We start from the raw sequence: 19,863 nt of genomic DNA on the forward strand, positions 1-19,863 counted from the left end.
CGTAAAGATATCTTCCTTGATTTCTTGTACCGCCCGCGCCACTGACTCTGTGTGACCAGGTCCGGGGACGTTGAAGCTGTAGGCGTTTGGAGCTTGCAGGCTCGCTGTACCGCCTTGATGCCAGACAACACGTAACCGCCGCTTGATCCTGTTCAACAAGCCGCAGCTCAAGAGTCTCGCGACGGCTTTGACGATCGTGGCTCTACTGATGCCAGTGATCTTCTCAAGGGCGCTGTAGCTGACCACGACCGCCCCTGAGAGCGGGTTACGGCACTGGAATAGCAGGGCGTCGAGTACTCGATGATCGTATGGCGTTAGCAAGTCTTGGCGTCCTAGCTTCCGCGCTCGCTTCATGATCGCGCCGACTTCGGCCGGCTGGAGCTTCTGAGCCGGCGGCAGGGGAAGCCGGATCGCTCGGTCGATGAGCTGCTGTCGAGGCTTTCGTGGCGATGATTGGTGCTTCTTCATCTCTCTCTCGTCCTTTGGGGGACGAGCCATCGGAGAAGGCAGAACAACACCTGCGAGGGTCTTGACGGCGAAAATCGCCGCCCTTACCTTCGTGACCGGAGCCCGTCAGCTCGTTGTTCTTGTGCCTTCTCGGAAAAGCCGCCCTGCCAGGGGTGGCTTTTCCTGTTCTTGGCTCGTGCGTTCAGCGCGTTAGGCCAGACCTCTCACAATTCAAGTTATCCACTGTGACCGCTAACCGCGAGCGCGTCCATACGCGCCCTGTCAAGCGCGATCGTGCGCTTGAGCGACAATAATCTCTCCCTCACATCGGCAAGTGTCAATCGCACCACCTGAGGTTGTAAGAGTTCAATCGAGACTGAGATTTTTTCGGCGGCAGTCCATCTCCACCCCATCAACATTATGATGCGGTGCAAAATCCGCCACGGCCCGCCGAATTTCGTTCAAACATCGTGATTTACCCATTTCCAAGTGACACAATACTGTGATTAGCTCTGGGTAACGGAGCGTGTCGTTGGAAGGGAGTAAAGACGATTTCTGAAAGCCTTTTACTTCTGTTGACGTTGCCCCGGAACGAAATGCTGAATCGTTTGGGGCGACTCGCGTCCCGCGGTCGGGCGTCATCGATCAGCCTCGATTTCCCCGATCATTCCGGTAGTGTGAGTCTTGGGGGCAAAATGCCCCCATCGGCGCGCGAGCGATCTGTGAACGCTGAGGGGGGCGCTGCCCCTTATCTGCTTTCAGACGACCAGCAAGTCGCAACAGCCGATAACTGCCGGGATTCGAGGCCGTTTTGCAGACACTCCAAGAAAGGGAAATCCGCACATCCTTACGGGATGGCGGAACAATCCGAGGATGCTTCCTCGTCGCTCGGCATGAAGCTGGTGGGTTCGAGTTCCTGCCTTACCTGCGACCGAGCTGGAACAAGCACTACCTACCGCTTCGGACCCATTCGGACCGATCTGACCGCACTTATCGAGATGCTGGGCGTCTCCTGGCCCTGCTTCGTGACGACTTCGGCTTCCTGGGTCCGATCTGTATCTACGTTGCCCGTGCGCCTGAGCTGGCTCGCTTTAAGGGCCTGCTCGCATGTGATGCTCCACTTGGAGGAGCCAGCCTTTCCGACCTACCGGCCGGCACGCCCCCGTCCCCTACCTCTCCCCCAGATATGGACGACTAGCCTTCTCGCTCTTGCGACCACCATCCTCGTCCCGCTGACCGCGGGCGCGGCGACCCTTTCGCTCTCGACCTTCACCGAGGACGCGAAGGGTTGCGCACAGCATGTCGCCGTCGAGACGCTCGCTGCCGTAGCGCACACTGAGAGCGGGTTCGACGTGCTGACGCTGCACGACAACAGCACCGGTCGCACGTACCATCCCGCCACCCGCGAGGACGCGATTGCCCTCGGCGTCGAGCTGGTCACGGTCAGCCGGCACTCGGTCGATCTCGGCCTCATGCAGATCAACAGCGGCAACCTGCCGCGTCTTGGTCTGTCGGTCGCGGATACGTTCGACCCCTGCCTGAACTTGTCGGCGGCTGACCGGGTGCTGGTCGACGGCTACGCGGCGCCGGCATCCGGCCGGGACACCCAGCCCGCGGTTCAACAGGCTCTGTCCCGCTACAATACGGGCGATCCGGTGCGCGGGGTGGCGAATGGCTACGTCGGCCGTGTCCAGGCGTCGGCCGAGCTGGTGGTGCCGGCGCTCCGCGTGAAGGGCGACGCCCCTCCCGCGCAGCCCGCAACGCCCGCCGATGACGTTGCTGTCCTAGCGCAGCCGCTGCCTCCGAGCTGGGACGTGTATGCGCGCGCCAAGGCAGGCCACGGCCAAGTGTTCGGCGCGTCGCCTGTTCCGTCGCCCGCGGCTGTTCCTGCCGCCCTTTCCGCTGCCCTCCCTGCGCCGTCCGCTCCTGCCGGACCGGCCCCAGGGCAACGCCTGAGCATCGAGGCACAGAACGATGTGCGTTGAACCGCACCGTCGCCTCCATCCGATCGACGGGGAGAGCTGGCCGCCCCGTCGTGGCCCCGCAGACTTGCACCGTGCAAGTCCGGCACGCCCGCCCTGGCCCTGTGAAGCCTCTTTGGGAGCTAACACCGGTATGAACCACACCACCCCTAGCGAGGCTGCAGCCGCCTCCGTCACCCTCGCGCTAGCCGTCGCCGGCACCCGCCTCCGTTCGACCGGCACCCGCCTTGGAGCTGTCGCAACCGGCCTCAAGGACCACGCTGCTCGCTCGCGCGTTGTGGCGCCTGCTGCCCTCGTGACGGCCCTGGTGATCCTTTCGATGCACCCGGCCGCCGCGCAGACCGTCACGGCCGGCGGCGCCGGCTCGCTCAACACCTTCCTGACCAACGTGATGAACCTCATCACGGGCACGACGGGTCAGGTCATCGCCGTGATCGCGATCGCGCTCTCCGGGGTGGGCGCCATGCTTGGCACCTTCTCGCTCCGCACCTTCGGCGGCGTGGTTCTCGGCTGCGCGATCGTCTTCTCGTCCGCGTGGATCGTCGGCCAGATCACTGGTTCTGCCTGATGGCACTGCGCGGGATCACAGTGGACACGCTGTTTCTCGCCTGCACACGCCCTGCCATGTGGCAGGGCGTGCCTATCGAGGCCGCCTGTCTCAATTCCATGGGCACCGTCATGTTCTTCATCATCATGAAGAACCCCTGTTACATGCTGATCGGGGTCGTGCTGCACTACATCGTCCGTACCGTCATCAGCCGCGACTACAACATCTTCGGCGTGGCCCGCCTTTGGGTGGACACCAAGGGACGGGCGCGCAACGCCGCCCGATGGGGCGGCTCGTCGGTCAGCCCGCTTCCTCTCGGCCGCGCTCGTACTGCCCGGGAGGTCCGCATCCATGTTTAGGCTCGGCGCCGTCGCGCGGGAGCGCGAGCCGGATACCTACGTGCCCTTCGTGGGTCATGCCTCGCCCGGCACGCTGTTGCTCGATGATGGCTCTAAGCTGGTCATGATCCGCCTGGGCGGGATCGCATGGGAGACGGCGGACCCGGAGCTGGTCAATGCCCGGCACGCGCAGCGCAACATTTTGTTCCGCAACATTGCCTCCGATCGCATGGTGCTCGCAACGCACGTCATCCGCTCGATGGCGGACCCTGACGAGTATCCGATCGGGGAGTGCCGGAGCGGCTTCGCACGCGAGCTAGACGCGGCCTATCGCGACCGCCTGTTGGATGGCCGGCTCTACCGCAACGACCTGTTCCTGTCGGTTCTCCTGCGCCCGTCGCAGGCAGGCGGCCAGCGCGTGTCTGGCCTGCTCAATCGCCGCCGCCGCGGCGAGCTGAACCGCACGCCCTCGGTGCCGGATATGGAGCGCCTCGAAACAGCCGTGACGACACTGATAGCCGGCCTTGCTGAGTATAAGCCCAAACGGCTCGCCTTGCGGTCGAACGCGCGTGGCGTGGTCTTCTCCGAGATCGCCGAGGCCCTGCGCCTGGTGTTGACCCTGGACCGTATGCCGGTCCCCCTGGTCAATGGCCACTTGGGCGGCGCGATCTATACCGATCGGGTCATCATTGGACGCGAGGCGATCGAGCTGCGCGCTCCTGGTGGCTCGACCTACGCAGCCGGCTTTGGACTGCGCGAATATCCCGCCTCGACCTGGCCCGGCATGTTCGACTCGATTCTGGCTGCGCCCTATTCCTGCGTGCTGACGCAGACCTTCGCCTTCCTCAACAAGCAGGTCGCGCAGGACAAGATGACCCGCAAGCAGAACCAGATGGCGAACGCTTCCGACAAAGCGGCGAGCCAGACGGTCGGGCTCTCCGAAGCCGCCGATCTGTTGCAAAGCAACGCCTTCGTCATGGGCGACCACCACCTGACGCTTGTCGCCTTCGCTGACACTCTGCCGGCGCTATCCGAGGTCGTCGCCCGCGCACGCCGCGACCTGGCGGAAAGCGGCGCCGTCGTGACGCGCGAGGACCTCGCCCTCGAAGCAGTCTATTGGGCGCAGCTCCCCGGCAACATGCGGCTGCGCTCGCGGCCGGGCGCGATCAACAGCCGCAATTTCGCGGCCATGGCATCGCTCCACAATTATCCCCCCGGCCCGGTGCGCGGGCATTGGGGCGAGCCCCTGACGGTGTTCCGCACTACGGGCGGGACCCCCTACCGATTCCATCTGCACGCTTCCACCGCGACAGTGACCGACCTCGGCAACATATTCGTGGCCGGCCCTTCGGGCTCCGGCAAGACGGTTTGGGTCCTGTTCACCCTGGCGCTTGCCGAGAAGCACGGCGCCACCGTCGTATATTTCGACAAGGACCGGGGCGGCGAAATCCTCGCCCGCGCCCTCGGCGGCTCGTATCTCGTGCTGCCTTCGGGCGAGCCCTCCGGCCTAGCACCGCTCAAGGCGCTCGATGCCTCCCCGGGCAACCTGGTCTTTCTGAAGCAGCTAATCACCGGGCTTATCGCCGCCGATGGCGCAGAGCTGCCGCCGGACATGGACCGCCGGCTCGACCAGGGCTTGCGCCAGGTCATGTCGCTCCCGCCTGACCATCGATCCCTGGGAGAGCTGCGCGCCTTCCTGGGACAGGCCGATGCCAACGGTCCTGGCGCCCGTCTCGAAAAGTGGTGCCAGGGCGGATCGCTCGGCTGGGTGCTGGACAACGATGCCGACGACGTGTGCCTCGATGCGCCCTTCCTCGGCTTCGACATGACGGCGGTGTTGGACGATCCTCGCGCCCGCGGTCCAGTGATGGCCTATTTGTTCCATCGAGTAGAGGCGCTGATCGACGGCCGCCGCGTCGTCGTCGCGATCGATGAGTTCTGGAAGGCGCTTGCTGACGAGGCGTTCCGCGACCTGGTCAACGACAAGCTCAAGACCATCCGGAAGCTCAACGGCGTGGTCATCCTCGCAACGCAGAGTCCACGCGATGCGCTGAACAGCCCGATCGCGCACTCGATCATCGAGCAGTGCCCGACGCAGATTTTTATGCCGAACGACAAGGCGGACGAGCTGGACTACCGCACAGGCTTCAAGCTCACCGAGGGCGAGTTCGAGGCCGTGCAGCAGGACCTGGTCCTGCCGAGCGCGGACGGCGGACGGCGTTTCCTGCTCAAGCAGGGCAATATCTCCGTAGCCTGCGAGCTGAACCTGTCGGGCCTCGATGATCTGCGTGCGGTCTTGTCCGGCACGAACAAGACGGTCCCGCTCATGGAGCGACTGATCCGTGAGCTGGGTCCGGAACCGGAAGCCTGGTTGCCGGCCTTCCGGCAGAGATTCCGTCAGGCAGCGGCATAATGATGGGCAGGAGGAAAGAGACGATGCGGATCATACTTTTGGCGGGGTTTGCCGCGGTGACGTTGTTCGCCTCCGGCGCGGCGCACGCGCAACTCCCGGTGGTCGACGGCGCCAATCTGTTGAACACGGCGAAGACGGTCGTCCAGGGCGGGCAGCAGATTGAGCAGCTCGCGGCGCAGCTCAAAAACATGGAGCAGCAGTTGACGACGGCTGAGCAGACCTTCGACTCACTGACACACGCGCCAACCGGCGCCCTCGCTTCGTTCAGCAGCCAGTTCAACGTGACCGCGCTGCGAAACATCATCTCGCAAGACCCCAACACGCTCGGCACGATCATGAATGGCACGACCTTGGGCGCCATGGGGCCTCTCGGTCAGCAATATGCCAGTCAGAACCGCATCTACCAGCCGCAAGCCAGCGACTTTGCGGCGCAGCAGATGACGACAAACGCTAACTCGATAGCGGGCGTCCAAGCACTTGCCAATCAACTGTTCTTCTCGGCCTCGCAGCACATCAACGTCATACAGTCCCTAGAGCAGACTCTGACGGACGCTCCCGACGAGAAGACCGTGGGCGATATACAGGCCCGCATGGCCACCGAGCAGACCTACATTGCCGCACAGCAGGTCCAGGCCCAGGCGGTGCAGACCTTTCAAGCCGCGCAGGTCCGCAACGTCGATGAGCAGAACGCCGAAACGCAGCGCCAGAACATCGACGACGTGCTGGCAGCCGACGCTGCCACGTCCAACGGGAGCTAGGACGTGCGCCACTCTTGCACGGTGCAAGTCTTCACCCTGGCGCTCCTTGCCCTCTCTGCGCCGGTATCGGCGCAGCCTGTCCCACCCGAGGCGCAGCGCACGGTCGAGTTCTACGTCCAGCACCCGGCTCTCCGGTCGCGGGTCAACAGCGCTTGCCTCAACGATCCAGGCCACCTGCGGAACGCGGCGGACTGCTGGAACGCGCACCGGGCCGACTTGGTGGCGTCTGCCCGTCAGACGCACGAGCTGGCGGGTGACAGCAGCGATCCGCGAACTCCCGCCTACTGGACCAAGCGCCCGAACGAGCGACGCTTCACGCTTAACCTCTGCAGCCACATGACGCCTGAGCATGCCCGTGCCGATCCAGCCTGCGCTCCCGCGGCCTCCTCCATCGTGGCAGAACAACAGGCTGCAACTCATTAGACTAGACGGGTAGACAGATGAACGGCTCGGCAATTTTCAGCTACATCTACAACACCATCGAGTCACCACTGCTTGACTCCCTCGGGCAGCTCATGACTGCTTTGGTGTCGTATGCTGCTACGCCCGTTCAAACAGCAGTCATCATCTACATCGCGCTTACCGGCATTCTGATCCTTCGTGGTCATGCCAGTGAAGGCATTGGCAGCTTGGTAAGCCGGGCAATCAAGCTGAGCGTTGTCGTGTGGTTCGCCACCAACGGCGGCGAATATGCCACATGGGTCAATGACTTCTTTCTTGTCAGCCTCCCAAACGACCTGACGCAAGCCGTTTCCTCGTCAGTATCAGGCGGCACGGCTATCAGCGCCAATTCCTTTGATGTGCTTCTGCTCAAGTCCTATGACGCTGGTTTGCAGGTCTGGAAGCTCCTGCACTGGTACGATATCGGCGAGATGATCTTGATCGTCGTGTTTTGGGCGATTGCCATACTCGCCTGTGTGGTGACGTTCGCAATCTGGTTCATCTCTCATATTAGCCTCGCCGTGTTCGTCGCCCTGGGCCCCCTCATGGTGCCCCTCGTGCTGTTCGTCGTGACCAAGCCGATCTTCGAGCGGTGGATCGGTGCGATGATTTCGGCAGTGATAGTTCAGGTCGTCACCGTGATCCTGCTGACGATCACCTTGGAGGTTGAATCGCAGCTTGTGACGCAGCTCGCTGGCTACACTGGGACCAATCCCTTCGACCAGATGCGGACACTGCTGGCAGCCTGCGCCTTCTTCGCCTTTGCCGCCCTGCTCGCTTTCCAGATCCCTGGCTTCGGCACCGCCCTCGCGGGAGGTCTCCACTTCCACACCGGGGCAATCGCGCGGGCGACACTCGGCGTCGCGACCAAGGGTGTGTCCACTCTGGCAAGCAAGGCGGGCGCGATCAGCCAGTCGGCCGATGCCGCCATGTTGAGCGGGGCCCGCTCTGTCTTGCCGCGCATCGGTCCGACGCCTGGCGGGTCACTCTCCAAGGCTTCCACGCCCCGAACCTGAGCCTGCGTGCCGGCCCCTCATAGCTAGGAATCCGCCTGGATTCTGTCTCGACAAAGGAACGCACCGTGACCTTCCGCCGCCTCTCCCTGGCCCTGCTGCTCCCCCTGGCGGTCGCCGCGTGCGACGGCGATCCGCTCCCGATCGCGGCCGGCCCGGTGCGTCAGCTCAATATCGGCCGCTGGACGCCAGGTCCGAATGACCTGGCGGCGCCGCCCATCATGCCCGCCACCAACAACGGAGGCCCGGCATGAACGCGATCGCCAAGCGGGCGCCGGTAGCCGCCTTCCAAGCTCGGCCCGTCGCGAACGACCCCGAACTGCTGGAAGCCTACTTCGCGCAGGTCTCGAGCTACGAAGGTGACCGCCTCAAGGCCGCGCAGCGTAGCACCAAGCTCGCTTGGTCGGTCGCCCTCGCGGCCGGCATCGTCGCCGCCACGGCCTGCATAGCCGTCGCGGGGCTTACTCCGCTCAAGACCGTCGTCCCGGTCGTGTTCCGTGTGGACAACACCACGGGCATGGTCGACCGCGTCTATGACGTGCGTGGCGGCGAGCTCGCCGCCACAGAAGCCGAGCGCCGCTACTTCCTCTGGCAGTACGTGCTTCATCGCCAGGGCTACAACTACCCCGAGGCGCAGCGCGATTTCGATGCGGTCAACCTCATGTCTACCGCGGACGTGCAGCAGCTCTACGCCGACTGGTTCAAGGGGTCGAACCCACAAAGCCCGCAGGTCCTGCTCGGCCGCGGCGGCAGCTCCACCGTCAACTGGGTCTCCACCTCGTTCCTCGGACCCAAGCTGGCGCAAGTCCGCTTCACCCAGCAGGAGCGCAAGGGCGACACCCTGCTCGCGGTAAAGCACATGGTCGCCACCATCGGGTTCGACTTCGCTTCCGGCCCGATCAGCGGCAGCGCGATCAACGTCAACCCGGACGGGTTTCTCGTCACCAGCTTTCATGCCGATCAGGAGAGCCCTCAATGAGGCGCAGCCTAGTCCTCGCCACAGTCGCGAGCTGCGCGCTCGCCGGCCCGGCGCTTGCCGTCCAGACCCCTCACGCCGGACGATACGACTCCCGCGTGCGGGTGGTCGCCTACAATCCCATGAACGTGGTCCGGGTGATCGGCGGCACCTTCGCCAGCACCGAGATAATGTTCGCGCCTGGTGAGAGCATCACGCAGGTTGCCATTGGCGATGCCGACGCCTGGCTTGCCGGCCCTACCGGCAACCTCTTGTTCCTCAAGCCGACTGAGGTCCGGGCGCCGACCAATGCCCAAGTGGTGACCAGGCGGCCGGATGGGTCGTTCCGATCCTACCAATTCGAGCTGGTCGCCCATGCCGGCACGGTGGATGAGCCGGCCGCCGGCGCTCAGTTCGCGATCAACTTTGTCTATCCCGACGACGCTCGACAGGAAGCCGATGAGGCGGACCGCAAGCGGCAGTCCGGCGCCGACGAATTGGTGGCGCAGAACCGGCTTGCTGTCGATTTCTACTATGGCCCCCGGAACTGGCGCTACACCGCGCAAGGCTCAACCGCGATTCAACCGCTTGAAGTCAGTGACAACGGCCGGCTTACTGCCTTCCGCTTCCCCGGCAATATGACCCTGCCGACCATCTACACGGTCGCGACGGATGGGCAGGAAGGCATCGTCCCCTACACCATGCACGGTGACTTAGCCGTGGTGTCCACCACGGCGCGCGAGTTCCGCTTGCGCTACGGGCATGATGTGCTTCGCGTGTTCGACCTGGCCTTCAACCCGATCGGCCAGAACCCCGGCACGGGCACCACCGATGCAAGCGTCGTTCGCACCGTTCGAGGGGCCGGGTCATGAGCGGCGATCTGCCTCAGAACCCGGCTGGCCCGCCGCAGGCGCCACCACCCGGGGCAACCATACTGCCAGGCGAGCGGCACGTCTCCGACGTGGCCGGCAGGTCCAGTTTCAGCCGAAAGCAAGGCGCCATCATGCTGGGCTGCGCCACGGGTGCGGCCGTCGCCTTCATCCTACTCCGGCCGGCGCACAAGCATGTCGATCCGAACGCGATCTCGGCCGACCGACTCCAGGTCCGCCAGGTCACGCGCTACGAGCCTGCTCTACCGCCCCCATCGGTCGTGCCCGCCACCTACTCGTTGCCGCGGCCCGTGGTCCTCGCGCCCGCCTTGCCGGTCACAACGGGACCGGCGGCGCCTTCCTTCATGCAGCAGCTCGGCAACAACAAGCAGCCCGTCGATCCGCTCGCCAAGGCCCGTCATGCCGGGTTGTTCGTCTATACCGGCGGCGGCGCCGGCGGGGCCGGCGGCGGGACGATAGGCGGGCCGGAGGAAGGCAATGGGGCTGCCAGACTGCGCGGCACCGGTCCGAACGAGCTGGCGGCCAAGCTCCAGGCCACGCCTATCACCAGCGTCACCGCAAGCGTTCTGCAACACCAGCCCTATCTCTTGACCGAGGGCACGGTGATCGGCTGCGTGCTGCAGACCGCCATGGACAGCACCCTTCCCGGCTTCACAACATGCATCATACCGCAGGACGTGATCGGCAAGAGCGGCATCACCCTGCTTGATCGCGGGACCAAGATCGTCGGCGAGTTTCACGGCGGCATGACGCAGGGGCAGGACAGGCTCTTTGTCCTATGGACCCGTGCTGAAACTCCGAGCGGCGTCATCATCAACCTCGACAGTCCGGCTGCCGATCCGCTGGGCCGGTCCGGCTTCGACGGCACAGTGGACAACCATTTCTGGCAGCGGTTCGGCGGCGCCCTCATGCTCTCCCTTGTTGAGGGCGGCATCCAGGCCGGCGTGGCCGCGGTCAGTCCGAGCGGGTCGAACTACATCAACACCGGCAACGTCTCCAGCGTCGCCAGCACCAGCCTCGACAACAGCATCAACATCCGTCCGACCCTGCGTAAGAATCAGGGCGAGCTGGTGAGCATTTTCGTCGCTCGCGATCTCGATTTCTCTACCGTGTATCAGGTCGCCGCTACCTACCTCGCTCCTACCGATCTCACGGGAGCCGTTCGTTGAGACGCGGCGAGCGGACCCTGAGACTCTTGCTCGCGCCGATCGCCGCCGACCTCGCGGACGACGCCGTGACGGAGGTCGTTATCAATCGACCGGGTGAGGTCGGCATCGAGCGTCGCGGCGGCTGGACCTGGCGCGATGTGCCGGAGCTGACATTCGATCGGCTCGACGGCATCGCCGTCCTGTGCGCTGCCATGTCCTCCCAGGATGTCGGACCGGACCGCCCCCTATGCGGCTCGATGCTGCCGGATGGGCAGCGTGTGCAGATATGCCGGCCCCCCGCCGTGGAGGCCGGCACGGTCAGCCTCACGATTCGCCGTCCGAACAGCTTCTCGCCCTCTCTCGCCGTTCTCGAGAGTGGTGGACTATTCGCACATACCATGGACGCGCAGCGCCGCCCGCACCCTGCCGATGACGAGCTATGCGAGCTGCACCGCGCCAGGGATTGGCGGCGCTTCTTCGCCCTCGCGGTGCGGTCCCGTAAGACCATGCTCGCCAGCGGCGACACCGGCTCCGGCAAGACCACCGTCGCCAAGGCGCTGATCCAGGAAATCCCTGACGATGAGCGTCTTGTCACGATCGAGGACGCCGCCGAGTTCAACCTGGCGCGGCGTAACGTCGTGCCGCTGTTCTACTCCAAGGGTGACCAGGGGCTCGCCAAGGTCCGCTCCGAGGAGCTAATCGAGGCGGCACTCCGGATGCGGCCCGATCGCGTGTTGATGCAGGAGCTGCGCGACGGCGCTGCGTTCTCCTTCATCCGTGGCGTCGCTGCGGGCCATCCGGGCTCCATCACCACCCTGCACGCCGGCAGCGCGGCCGGCGCCTTCGACGCCCTACGCCTCATGGTCAAGCAGCACGAGGCGGGCAGGCACCTGGCGGATCCCGACGTGCGCGCCTTCTTGCGCCAGCTCGTCGACGTGGTGATCCACTGCGAGAAGCGCCGCGACGGCAGCCGGGGCATCCGTGAGGTCTGGTTCGACCCCGACGCCAAGCTCGCCTCGCCCGCCCCCATCCTCGTCGCTGCCGAGTAGAGGCCACCATGATCGACCTGGCCGAATGGCCGCTCCCCGCTAAGGCCGCCCTCGCCACCCTCGGCGCCGCGGCGCTCGTCGCCCTCTGGTCGGTGCTCGCATCGACCATCTTCCTGGCCGGAACCGGCTTGATCGGTCAGCACCACGGCCTGCCATTCGCCGACTGGTGGCTGTACTGGTGGTTCTACGGTTTCCAGCATCCTGCTGTCGGCCTATGGCTCAAGCTCTCGGCCGGCGTGGCGATCGGCGTCCCGCTGCTGCTGTTCGGCATCGCCGTGGCTCGCAAGGGCCTGCCGGGCAGCAACCGCCTGCTGCACGGGTCCACCCAATGGGCCAGACGGGGCGAGCTGCGCGAGAACGGCCTGTTGGCCGGCTTCGGGGGCCTCTACCTCGGCAAGCTCGGCTCCCGCCGCTACCTGCGCTTCGACGGTCCTGAGCACGTCGCTTGCTACGCTCCTACCCGCTCGGGCAAGGGCGTTGGCCTGGTGATCCCGAACTGCCTGCTGTACGAGGCGAGCTTGGTCTGCCTCGACGTGAAGAAGGAGAATTGGGCGGCCTCGGCCGGCATCCGCGCCAGGGCCGGTCAACGGGTCTATCTGTTCGACCCTTTGTCTCCGGACGGTCGGACAGCTCGATACAACCCGCTGAGCTATGTCCGACGCGGCACCATCGACGCGATCGATGACATACAGCGCATCGCGGGCATGCTGTTCCCGGAAGAACAGGGCAACGGCAAGTTCTTCTCCGATAGCGCCAGGTCGGCCTTCATAGGTGCTACTGCCTACCTTGGTGAGACCGAGGGCTCCAATTTTTCCCTCGGCTCGGTCCTGCGGCTTTTCACCAGGACCAGCGCCGCCCCCGAGATGCTTGAAGCGATGAGCGAGCGGGCCTTTCAGGGGAAGCCCTATTCGGAGCCGTGCATGACGGCTCTGGAGGACTATCTATCCGGCAATGCCGATACCGTTGCCGATATTCGCAAGACCGTTACCTCGAAGCTCAACCTTTGGATCAACCCAAGAATCGATGCAGCAACTTCGGAGAGTGACTTCGATCTCCGGGATTTGCGGCGTCATCTTTGTGCGATCTATGTTGGCGTGACACCGGACAATATCGCCCGGCTTCAACCATTGCTTTCTCTATTCTTTCAGCAGCTTGTCGATCTAACTGTTCAAGTGCTGCCACAGTTTGACCCGGAGGCAAAGCACCAGGTGCTGATGCTGCTGGACGAGTTCCCCTTGCTGGGGCCGATGCCGGTCCTGGCGAACGCCTTTAGCTACGTCGCGGGCTACAATATTCGCATGATGCTGGTGATGCAGAGCAAGGCGCAGCTCCGCGATCCCGACCTGTACGGCCCTGACAAGGCGACCGCGATCCTCGACAACTGCGGTGTGGAGGTTGTGTTCGGCACTAAGAACCTCGAGTTGGCGAAGGAGCTGAGCGACCGCCTTGGCAATGACACCGTAAGCGGTGTCAGCCGGTCCGGCCCGCGGTTCTGGAGCGCGTTCCGGTCCAAGGCCGCGAACCAAACCGAAAGCGATCAGGCCCGCCCGCTGCTGCTGCCGCAGGAAATCCTCATGCTCAAGAAGCGGGAGGCGATCGTGCTGCGCGCAGCCATGCACCCCTGCAAGGTCCGCCGCATCCGCCATTTCAAGGATCGCTTCTTCACGCGCCTTGTCATCGCCCCTCCGTCCATACAGCCGATCGAGGTCATCAATCGCGTTCGCCGCGTCCCGGATCAGAAGGCAGGCGCGCAGCCGACCGCGGCCTCTGGTGCCACTCCTCCCGCAGCAGCGACCCAGGAAGCCAGCCCGGCACCGACGACACCAGCTCCGGTCAAGAAAGCGGCTGGCCGGGACAAAGCGAAGCCCAAGGCGCCGATCGGCGAGGTCTGCGAGGAAATGGGCGCCCTGCCTGCATCAGGCTCTACCAGTCAGCCTGCCGCAAGCCTGTCAGCAAACCCAGCGCCGGAGCCGGCGCCGGCTGACACCCCCACGCTGCGTCCGCATCAAGCCAATGGCCTCGTGGCCGGCTTGATGGGTACGAATGTGGACCTGAGCCAGTACGCCCTCAAGGACGGCAAGGCGATGCTCGCTTCGCTCCTTGATGGTGTGCCGACCGTCGAATCATCGAAACGAGGAAGGAGCGCCGCCGCCTGATGACGATGAACACGCAACTGGACAACGTGGACGTGCTGATACCGCGCCGATTTCACGATGCCCAAAACGCCGCCGCCGCGGCAATCCGCTGCGATCTGGCGGCGCTGATCGAGGCGCTACCCATGGCCCCGACCACCCTTACCGCGTCCCTGGCCGACGCGGATGCGGAACAGGGTCGCGCCTGGCTCGCGGCCGTGGTTCGCGCCCTTCCCACACAAGCCGATATGGAGGCCGGATATGGCACTGCTTGACCGCATAAAGGATGCGACCAAGCCGACGAACACCGTCGAGGAAGTGAAGCAGCGGCAGGATCAGGCACCCCCCCCAGACTTGCACCGTGCAAGTCCGGCGGGGCCATCGGTCGCCCCCCAAGGCGAGGCCAGGAAGGCCGCCAGCGAGGCTAAGGCCCCGGCCTACGCAGCGGAGCCGGAGGCTATCAGGCGGGCCTACTACGTCGAGGAACAGGGCTCCCAGCGGCGCTACTACGATGATTATAAGAAGACGGCGCTCGCGATTCGCGCCGACGACACCGCCATCAGCAGCAAGCGCGAGGACCTAACCACCATCCGCGCCATCCTGACCCTGGCCGAAAGCCGGGGATGGCAGGAGGTAAAGGTCAACGGGTCTGCGGAATTCAAGCGCGAGGCGTGGATCGAGGCAGCAGCGCGCGGCATCACCGCCCAGGGCTACAAGGCAAGCGATGTCGACCGGCAGGAGGCCGATCGTCGCCGCGCGGAGCAAGGCCCGTCTGTCCGCCCGCCGCCGCAGGCACCGGAGGGCAACGAGGTCCGCCAGGCGGCATCACGCGCAACCCCTGCGCCCTCTCCCGCAAGCCCCACGGTGCTGACGCCGACGCCCCAAGCTCCGGCGCAACAGGCACCCTCGACCGAGAAACAAGCTCCCGGCTCGCCCACGCCGCGGCCGCCCGTTGCCGAGAGGCCGGAGGCTGGCCCCAAGGTGGAACCCAACGCTGCGCCTGCACAGCAGGACCCCGCGTCGCCGAAGGTCGATCATCGCAAGGCGCTTCGTGAGGCGACAGCCGAGCTGTCGCAGGACGGGCGGCTCGTTCTGGCGGCGGTATCCGGGAAAATCGACCGGGAGATCAACAGGGTCGGCAACGAGGGCAAGGCCGAGTTGAAGGCGTACTTTGCCACTGAGCTGTTGAAGAAGGAAAGGGCCGAAGGGCCGGTCGTCCTCTCCCCCGAGCTGAAGCGAGTCGCCGCAGCGCCCGAGCCGGCACAGCAGCAGAAGGCGGCTGAGCCGGAGCGTCAGCCGGAGCGCCAGGTCGAGCGTCAGCCCGAGCGGCGCATCGAGCCCGAAGAACCCCGCCGCACCCGTAGGCGGTAGGGACCGATCTCGGATGGCGGATGAGGACGTATGGCGTCTCCCGCACACCGGGAAAGGCCAGGACGTGAAAATCAGGGGGAGCGGGTCATCCCGCTCCCCCTCTCTTTCATCGGCAGCGAAGGCCAGGCTGCGCCGGATCGTCAACCGGACGCCCGAAGTCGTGGTGAAGATCACCGGCCGGTCGCGCGGGATCGTTCACCTCAAGCAACACCTCGACTACATCACGCGCAACGGACGCCTCCTGGGCGAGACCCAGGACGGAACCAAGATCGCGACGCGCGCCGACGTGCGCGAGCTGCACGATGACTGGCTCGTGGCGAACGCTCTGACCGAACGTGGCAAGCCTAACCCGAAGGCGGCCCAATCGGTCGGCGTGATCCTGTCCATGCGGGCCGGCACCCCGCCCGATCGCCTCCATGAAGCGGCGCGCACCTGGGCTCGCGAAAGCCTGCCCAACAACGACTGGCTGATGGTCCGGCATGAAGACAAGGACCACCCGCACGTCCACGTCACGGTCAGGGCTGTAGGGTATGACGGGCGACGCCTCGTCACCGGCCCGGCCGATCTACAGAGATGGCGGGAGACGTTCGCGCGCGAGCTGCGCCGGCACGGCATCGAGGCCGAAGCGACGCCTCGCCAGGCGCGCGGCGCTGTACGCCGGTCCGACCGCCCTGCTCTCCACCGACTGACGGAACGAGGCACCGAGCCGAACGTCGTCAAGCGCCGGACCATGGAGGCGGTCCGCGACGCCTCTCCTGCGCGCTCGCAGAAGGACCCTGCCTGGGAACGCGCGGTGCAGCAGCGGCAGCAGAAAATCCGGGATACATACCTGGCACATGCCTCGACCTTGGAAGGCGGCGACGGAGCCGATCGGCGTCTCGCGCTCGATCTTCGGGCCTTCGCTGCCGGACTGCCTGTGCCACTCTCCAGGCGTCAGACCCTCGCGGCGAGCCTACGGCCGGCGCAGCCTCAGCAGGAGCCTCGCCGCGACCCTCTCGCCAGCCCGATAGGGGAGCCCGCTTCCTACGGGCCGCCCGGTCCCTCCGGCGAGCAAGTGCCAGCACCCGGCGATCAGGGCAGACAGCATCGTCGGCGCTGAGACCTCTCGGCCGCCATAGTCGAGCCTGGCTATGCCTGCCGGCGCATGGTCCGTCGACCATAGCCGATCCTGGCTATGCGGCCTCGAAAACGAGCTGTCCCACATAGTCGATCCCGGCTATACTGCAGGCTGTCGTCCACCGGTCGCTCTGTGGGAGCCAAGCATGCCTGCCTTCCCGATTGTCGATCGCTACCGCGCTGAGCTGCGCGCCATGCCGTTCCCTCGCATGGACGATGCGGGGATGGTCGATCTGCGCCGCCGCGGTGCAGACGCACACCAGAGCAGCGCGATCGAGGGTATCCACCCGACGCCGGAGCTGGAAGCCTTGTTCACCATGCTCCTTGAGGAGCGCGTGCCCCCGGACGTGTCCGACCCCTACGTGCACCGCTATGTCATGGAGCGGATCGTGGCTGCGGATCGGGCGCAGGCGATGCGTGAGGCTGTCTAGGCCGGAGTGCGGTGGCACGCGGCCCGGTCGATGACCCCTACGTCTATCCCGGCACCCTCACTCTCAAAAACAAGCTCGGCATCACCGATGCGGGCCTGCTGCGCGCCGCCGAGTATGCTTATACGCGGCAGCGCACGGCGGATGCTCCACCGCTCCCGTTGACGCCGGACGGCTTCAAGGCGACCCACAAGCACCTGTTCGGAGACGTATTCCCCTGGGCCGGCCAGGTCCGAACCGTGGGCATCACCCATCCCAGACATCAAGAGCCATTCGCCTTCCCGCACCTCATCGAGGGCTCGCTCGCCAAGCAGTTCCGCGAGCTGGCGGCCAACGGAAACCTGGTCGGGCTCGATGCGGCCAGCTTTGCCGAGAAAGCCGCTCACCACGTCGGGGAACTGAACGCGATCCACGCCTTCCGGGATGGAAACGGCCGGACGATGCGGCTCCACCTGAAGCAACTCGCGGCCGGCGCCGGCCATGATCTCGACATCGCCCGCCTGCCAGGAAAGGCATGGAACGACGCCTCGGGTGTCAGCTTCCGCACCGCCGATCCCCGCCCGTTGGCCGCGGTGATCGTCCAGGGCCTCGGCTCGCGCGAGCGCCCGGAAGTCGAGGCCGCGCAGGCGGCGGCGACCCTCTCGCCGGATGGCCTCCTTGTCTATGCGGCGCTCGCCGAGAAGATCGACCGGGAGATGGTCAAGCTGACGCTTGGCGACAAAGCCGAGATGCGGCGCTTCGTGGCTGACGAGCTGGTCCGCCGGGAGGCTCGGGAGGGCCCGGTCGTGCTCACGCCGGAACAACGTCAGCTTGCCGCCGCGCCGATCGCGCCGACGCCGGCACCTGGTGCCGACGTGGTTAAGCCGGAGCTGCCTAGTCCGCCGGACAGGAATCGACGGCGATAGGCATGGCCACCATAGCCGGACCCATCTATGCTGCTGCGCATGGGATACCTCGGCAGCAAGGCGGCCTCCGGGGCCTATCAGGCGATCATCGCCCTGATGCCGCCGCACGATACCTACGTGGACCTGTTCGCGGGGTCAGGCGCCGTGCTGCTGCGGAAGCCGCCGGCCGCCCGGTCCTACGCCGTCGATCTTGACCGCGCCGCGCTCGACCGGGTGCCCGACGACTTCCCCGGCCTGGTGAAGCACCATGGCTGCGCCTTCCGCTTCATAGACGACTTCAACTATGCCAGATCCGGCCGGACACTTATCTATGCCGACCCGCCCTACCTGCACGCGACCCGCACAAGCTCGAAGCGGTATCGGCACGAGCTGACCGACGACGACCACCGGGCCCTCCTGCAACGCCTCATGCTGTCTTCAGCCTCCGTGATCGTCTCGGGCTACCCGTCTGATCTCTACGACTTCATGCTGTCGGGATGGCCCTCGGTGTCGTTCCAGGTCATGACACGCGGCGGACCCCGCACGGAACGGCTCTGGTTCAATTTCCCGCCCGGCTCGACGGTGCAATGGGCAAGCTACGCCGGCCGGGACTTCACCCATCGGCAACAGATCAAGCGCAAGGCGGCACGCTGGGCGGCGAAGTACCGCGAGCTGCCACCCTGCGAACGGCTGGCCGTCCTCGCCAGTCTCCTGGAAGCCGATGCGGTTCCTGGTGATCGCGCATAGGTGGATCCGATTATGGCGACGTCAGCATATGCCGGGCCGACCATGTCGAGACCGAAGGCGCCTATAGGCCCTCAAATCGTCTATTCGAGCGATCGGGCCTGAATTACGGTTCTTTGAGAGACAGGTCGATCTTTAGAGCTGATCGGATTCGATCGTAGCCTCTGCACTGCGTTGAAGTGGACAAGCCATTTTGATCAGGTTCTCGCTGCAATGGCCGTCAGAATACGATTTTCAAATTGGCTTGTGCAATTTGATCGATTGATTTGACGTCCCACGTCAAAGTCCCCATATTGTTTTGCAGTGGTTTGGGGGCCACCATCCACGATGAACCCCCGCCCCAAACGGCTCGGCTATAGGTGATGCAAGGCCATCAGGGCGGCTGCAACCGCGCTGATGAGCCCTGCCACCGCCCTAATCAGGACGGCGGCCTGCTCAACCGTAAGCCTTCTCGGTCTGTCGGACATACCGACCTCCCTCGAAGAACAGGCTCCAATAGGCGCCCTACGGCTCCGAGGACCGCGAGCCTGTGTGAGGAGCCGCATCCTGGATATGGAACCACAATCGCTCGAAGGCAATGCGGGTAGAGATTCTGTGTCAAATCTGACACACTGAGGGGTCAGGCTCGGAGTGATGACCTATAAGGCTTGCTCGGCCGATAGGCGGCGACGCTTCCCGTTTCTCTGTCCAACCCTCGCCACGGAGCAAGATCGAGCGGCTGTCCCGGTCGAAAGACGGCGAGTGGTATCCCAGCCTGGTCGAGGGCAGCACGGACGAGCTTGTCGCGATGACGGCGCTCTGGGCGGTCGTGGCTGCTGTCGTTCAACTCGACAACCAGCGTTACGCGGCCCGCCTGGTCGATCACGGCGAAATCTACGCTCTTGGAACCGAGACGGTTGCAGGTGGTGCGCCACCTGGCGCGGTTTCCATCCCTGACTGATAGCATGTCGAGCAACCGGACCTGCGGGCAAAGCCGATGCGTCTTGGGCAGTTGGCGGGCGAGCTGGTCGATCGCCGCCTTCTCCCAGCCGCTGAGCAGCGGCTTGGCGTGGACTGTCCCCGCGGGCAGCGGGAGCGCGTCCATGTTGCGCGGCGCCGTCCCTGGGCGCCCCGACCGGGCCACATAGGCCAGGGCGAGGAAGACCAGCACGCCGATCCCAAGCCATACCTTCACCGCGTCTGCATCTAGCATGGTCCGCCCCCGACT

The 19,863-nt window shown here is 65.1% G+C and carries 20 protein-coding genes; 19 read left to right on the plus strand and 1 reads right to left on the minus strand.

The window, feature by feature from the left end; genetic code table 11:
- Nucleotides 1-1,568: 1,568 nt before the first annotated feature.
- The 19 genes from HN018_RS28060 (at nucleotide 1,569) to HN018_RS28150 (ending at nucleotide 18,659) form a co-directional block, all read left to right on the plus strand.
- Nucleotides 1,569-2,432 carry a lytic transglycosylase domain-containing protein gene (locus HN018_RS28060; protein ID WP_171837890.1) on the plus strand — a complete coding sequence of 288 codons (864 nt, stop codon included), beginning with the start codon at nucleotides 1,569-1,571 and terminating at the stop codon, nucleotides 2,430-2,432.
- Between the two features lie 130 nt (nucleotides 2,433-2,562).
- Complete coding sequence (locus HN018_RS28065; RefSeq protein ID WP_171837891.1) at nucleotides 2,563-2,997, plus strand: TrbC/VirB2 family protein; 435 nt, start codon at nucleotides 2,563-2,565, stop codon at nucleotides 2,995-2,997.
- Nucleotides 2,997-3,335, plus strand: coding sequence for a type IV secretion system protein VirB3 (locus HN018_RS28070; RefSeq protein ID WP_171837892.1), 339 nt, complete (start codon nucleotides 2,997-2,999; stop codon nucleotides 3,333-3,335). Before HN018_RS28065 ends, HN018_RS28070 begins: the two co-directional genes overlap by 1 nt.
- Entirely contained in the window at nucleotides 3,328-5,727 is a 2,400-nt protein-coding gene (locus tag HN018_RS28075; protein WP_171837893.1) for a VirB4 family type IV secretion/conjugal transfer ATPase, read from the plus strand. The genes HN018_RS28070 and HN018_RS28075 overlap by 8 nt, the downstream gene beginning before the upstream one ends.
- A gap of 23 nt (nucleotides 5,728-5,750) precedes the next feature.
- The gene (locus tag HN018_RS28080; RefSeq protein ID WP_171837894.1) at nucleotides 5,751-6,485 is read left to right on the plus strand and encodes a type IV secretion system protein; all 735 of its coding nucleotides are present in this window, start codon (nucleotides 5,751-5,753) and stop codon (nucleotides 6,483-6,485) included.
- 3 nt (nucleotides 6,486-6,488) lie between these two features.
- Nucleotides 6,489-6,908 (plus strand): EexN family lipoprotein, encoded by a 420-nt coding sequence (locus HN018_RS28085; protein ID WP_171837895.1) that lies wholly within the window; start codon nucleotides 6,489-6,491, stop codon nucleotides 6,906-6,908.
- Between the two features lie 17 nt (nucleotides 6,909-6,925).
- Nucleotides 6,926-7,942, plus strand: coding sequence for a type IV secretion system protein (locus HN018_RS28090; RefSeq protein ID WP_172443620.1), 1,017 nt, complete (start codon nucleotides 6,926-6,928; stop codon nucleotides 7,940-7,942).
- A 65-nt stretch (nucleotides 7,943-8,007) separates the two neighbouring features.
- Complete coding sequence (locus HN018_RS28095; protein WP_171837868.1) at nucleotides 8,008-8,193, plus strand: hypothetical protein; 186 nt, start codon at nucleotides 8,008-8,010, stop codon at nucleotides 8,191-8,193.
- The gene (locus tag HN018_RS28100) at nucleotides 8,190-8,918 is read left to right on the plus strand and encodes a virB8 family protein (RefSeq protein WP_171837869.1); all 729 of its coding nucleotides are present in this window, start codon (nucleotides 8,190-8,192) and stop codon (nucleotides 8,916-8,918) included. The genes HN018_RS28095 and HN018_RS28100 overlap by 4 nt, the downstream gene beginning before the upstream one ends.
- Nucleotides 8,915-9,766, plus strand: a complete 852-nt coding sequence (locus HN018_RS28105) for a TrbG/VirB9 family P-type conjugative transfer protein (protein WP_171837870.1) — start codon at nucleotides 8,915-8,917, stop codon at nucleotides 9,764-9,766. Before HN018_RS28100 ends, HN018_RS28105 begins: the two co-directional genes overlap by 4 nt.
- Complete coding sequence (virB10, locus tag HN018_RS28110) at nucleotides 9,763-10,953, plus strand: type IV secretion system protein VirB10 (protein WP_171837871.1); 1,191 nt, start codon at nucleotides 9,763-9,765, stop codon at nucleotides 10,951-10,953. The genes HN018_RS28105 and virB10 overlap by 4 nt, the downstream gene beginning before the upstream one ends.
- Entirely contained in the window at nucleotides 10,950-11,981 is a 1,032-nt protein-coding gene (gene virB11 / locus HN018_RS28115; RefSeq protein WP_239479506.1) for a P-type DNA transfer ATPase VirB11, read from the plus strand. Before virB10 ends, virB11 begins: the two co-directional genes overlap by 4 nt.
- 8 nt (nucleotides 11,982-11,989) lie before the next feature.
- Nucleotides 11,990-14,137 carry a type IV secretory system conjugative DNA transfer family protein gene (locus HN018_RS28120; RefSeq protein ID WP_171837872.1) on the plus strand — a complete coding sequence of 716 codons (2,148 nt, stop codon included), beginning with the start codon at nucleotides 11,990-11,992 and terminating at the stop codon, nucleotides 14,135-14,137.
- Nucleotides 14,137-14,388: a hypothetical protein gene (locus HN018_RS28125; protein ID WP_171837873.1), complete on the plus strand. Its 252-nt coding sequence runs from the start codon at nucleotides 14,137-14,139 to the stop codon at nucleotides 14,386-14,388. The genes HN018_RS28120 and HN018_RS28125 overlap by 1 nt, the downstream gene beginning before the upstream one ends.
- The gene (locus HN018_RS28130) at nucleotides 14,375-15,484 is read left to right on the plus strand and encodes an LPD7 domain-containing protein (protein WP_171837874.1); all 1,110 of its coding nucleotides are present in this window, start codon (nucleotides 14,375-14,377) and stop codon (nucleotides 15,482-15,484) included. The genes HN018_RS28125 and HN018_RS28130 overlap by 14 nt, the downstream gene beginning before the upstream one ends.
- A gap of 64 nt (nucleotides 15,485-15,548) precedes the next feature.
- On the plus strand, nucleotides 15,549-16,583 hold the full coding sequence (locus HN018_RS28135; RefSeq protein WP_171837875.1) for a relaxase/mobilization nuclease domain-containing protein: 1,035 nt from the start codon (nucleotides 15,549-15,551) through the stop codon (nucleotides 16,581-16,583).
- 163 nt (nucleotides 16,584-16,746) lie between these two features.
- Complete coding sequence (locus HN018_RS28140; protein ID WP_171837876.1) at nucleotides 16,747-17,031, plus strand: hypothetical protein; 285 nt, start codon at nucleotides 16,747-16,749, stop codon at nucleotides 17,029-17,031.
- Nucleotides 17,032-17,042: 11 nt separating this feature from the next.
- Nucleotides 17,043-17,933, plus strand: coding sequence for a Fic/DOC family protein (locus HN018_RS28145; RefSeq protein ID WP_171837877.1), 891 nt, complete (start codon nucleotides 17,043-17,045; stop codon nucleotides 17,931-17,933).
- A 27-nt stretch (nucleotides 17,934-17,960) separates the two neighbouring features.
- The gene (locus HN018_RS28150; RefSeq protein WP_239479505.1) at nucleotides 17,961-18,659 is read left to right on the plus strand and encodes a DNA adenine methylase; all 699 of its coding nucleotides are present in this window, start codon (nucleotides 17,961-17,963) and stop codon (nucleotides 18,657-18,659) included.
- Nucleotides 18,660-19,275: 616 nt separating this feature from the next.
- On the opposite strand, the gene HN018_RS28155 is transcribed toward HN018_RS28150, so the two are convergent.
- Nucleotides 19,276-19,830 carry a DUF2726 domain-containing protein gene (locus tag HN018_RS28155; RefSeq protein ID WP_171837878.1) on the minus strand — a complete coding sequence of 185 codons (555 nt, stop codon included), beginning with the start codon at nucleotides 19,828-19,830 and terminating at the stop codon, nucleotides 19,276-19,278.
- Nucleotides 19,831-19,863: the final 33 nt, after the last annotated feature.

This window comes from Lichenicola cladoniae, from assembly GCF_013201075.1.
In the GTDB taxonomy this organism is placed as follows: Bacteria; Pseudomonadota; Alphaproteobacteria; order Acetobacterales; family Acetobacteraceae; genus Lichenicola; species Lichenicola cladoniae.

What these genes read in the sequence shown, in the direction of transcription:
- HN018_RS28130 (WP_171837874.1), top strand. Translation starts at nt 14,375, where the DNA reads ATGGCACTGCTTGACCGCATAAAGGATGCGACCAAGCCGACGAACACC.
- HN018_RS28080 (WP_171837894.1), top strand. Translation starts at nt 5,751, where the DNA reads ATGCGGATCATACTTTTGGCGGGGTTTGCCGCGGTGACGTTGTTCGCC.
- HN018_RS28100 (WP_171837869.1), top strand. Translation starts at nt 8,190, where the DNA reads ATGAACGCGATCGCCAAGCGGGCGCCGGTAGCCGCCTTCCAAGCTCGG.
- HN018_RS28120 (WP_171837872.1), top strand. Translation starts at nt 11,990, where the DNA reads ATGATCGACCTGGCCGAATGGCCGCTCCCCGCTAAGGCCGCCCTCGCC.
- HN018_RS28090 (WP_172443620.1), top strand. Translation starts at nt 6,926, where the DNA reads ATGAACGGCTCGGCAATTTTCAGCTACATCTACAACACCATCGAGTCA.
- HN018_RS28150 (WP_239479505.1), top strand. Translation starts at nt 17,961, where the DNA reads ATGCTGCTGCGCATGGGATACCTCGGCAGCAAGGCGGCCTCCGGGGCC.
- HN018_RS28125 (WP_171837873.1), top strand. Translation starts at nt 14,137, where the DNA reads ATGACGATGAACACGCAACTGGACAACGTGGACGTGCTGATACCGCGC.
- HN018_RS28140 (WP_171837876.1), top strand. Translation starts at nt 16,747, where the DNA reads ATGCCTGCCTTCCCGATTGTCGATCGCTACCGCGCTGAGCTGCGCGCC.
- HN018_RS28105 (WP_171837870.1), top strand. Translation starts at nt 8,915, where the DNA reads ATGAGGCGCAGCCTAGTCCTCGCCACAGTCGCGAGCTGCGCGCTCGCC.
- HN018_RS28070 (WP_171837892.1), top strand. Translation starts at nt 2,997, where the DNA reads ATGGCACTGCGCGGGATCACAGTGGACACGCTGTTTCTCGCCTGCACA.
- HN018_RS28065 (WP_171837891.1), top strand. Translation starts at nt 2,563, where the DNA reads ATGAACCACACCACCCCTAGCGAGGCTGCAGCCGCCTCCGTCACCCTC.
- HN018_RS28075 (WP_171837893.1), top strand. Translation starts at nt 3,328, where the DNA reads ATGTTTAGGCTCGGCGCCGTCGCGCGGGAGCGCGAGCCGGATACCTAC.
- virB10 (WP_171837871.1), top strand. Translation starts at nt 9,763, where the DNA reads ATGAGCGGCGATCTGCCTCAGAACCCGGCTGGCCCGCCGCAGGCGCCA.